The organism is Streptomyces sp. NPDC030296, assembly GCF_055572815.1.
Genome location: NZ_JBVICQ010000008.1, coordinates 1 through 1,101 on the forward strand (window position 1 = coordinate 1; position 1,101 = coordinate 1,101).

At 68.8% G+C, this 1,101-nt stretch carries 2 rRNA genes and 1 pseudogene; 2 read left to right on the plus strand and 1 reads right to left on the minus strand.

Annotation, left to right across the window (positions count from 1 at the left end):
* Together ACZ4Z3_RS22905 and rrf are read left to right on the plus strand one after the other, a co-directional pair.
* Positions 1-74, plus strand: a 23S ribosomal RNA gene (locus tag ACZ4Z3_RS22905); the annotation flags it as partial.
* 105 nt (positions 75-179) lie between these two features.
* A 5S ribosomal RNA gene (gene rrf / locus ACZ4Z3_RS22910) occupies positions 180-296 on the plus strand.
* 21 nt (positions 297-317) lie between these two features.
* Here the strand turns inward: rrf and ACZ4Z3_RS22915 are convergent.
* Positions 318-1,101, minus strand: a pseudogene (locus tag ACZ4Z3_RS22915) (hypothetical protein); the annotation flags it as partial.

The window sequence follows — 1,101 nt, forward strand, 5'->3', positions numbered from 1 at the left end:
GGTTGATAGGCCGGATCTGGAAGCACGGTAACGTGTGGAGGTGACCGGTACTAATAGGCCGAGGGCTTGTCCTCAGTTGCTCGCGTCCACTGTGTCAGTTCTGAGACAACGAACAGTTGTCGGCTTTGAGCTGAGCATTTAACTGAAAAGTGTGCTTGTTCGCTCGAAACCAATAGGGTTTCGGTGGTCATAGCGTGAGGGAAACGCCCGGTTACATTTCGAACCCGGAAGCTAAGCCTCACAGCGCCGATGGTACTGCAGGGGGGACCCTGTGGGAGAGTAGGACGCCGCCGAACAATCTTTGACAGGACCCCTGGTCACCAGCGTACAGCTGGGACCAGGGGTCCTTTTTGTTGTTCCGGAACAAGCCCATCCCGGAGCGCGCCGGCTACCCGGCTGCGCGAGAATGACTTGCGGTACCGAAGACAGGAGTCACCATGTCCACCAACTCTCCCGACGACCGACCGGAGCGCGACCAGCGCCGACGGGACAGTGGTGACCGTGGTGGCTACCGCGGTGGCCCGCGTCGCGACAACGACCGACGTGACAACGACCGCGGCGGCTACGGCCGACGAGACGGCGGGCGCGACGATCGCGGCGGATTCCGCCGCGGCGACGACCGCAACGACCGCGGCGACAGGGGAGACCGTGGCGATCGCGGCGGCTTCCGCCGGGACGACCGAGGCGGCGACCGCGGCGGCTACCGCGGCGGGCGCGACGACCGTCGCGACGATCGACGTGACGACCGTCGCGAAGGCGACCGTGGGCCGCGTCCCGGCTTCCGCCGTGACGACCGTCCCGGTGGGCCGCGTCGTGACGACCGTCGGGGCGACGACCGGGACCGTGGCTTCCGGCGCGACGGCGACCGTCCGGCCTTCCGCCGTGATGACCGGCGCGACGACGACCGAGGTGGCTACGGTCGCCGCGACGACCGCCCCGCCTTCCGGCGTGACGACCGCAGGGATGACCGTCGCGACGACCGGCGTGACAGCGGCGACCGCGGCGGCTTCCGCCGTGACGACCGCGACCGGGGCTTCCGCAGGGACGACCGGCCGGCCTTCCGCCGTGATGACCGGCGTGACGACCGCGGCGAGCGGCGTG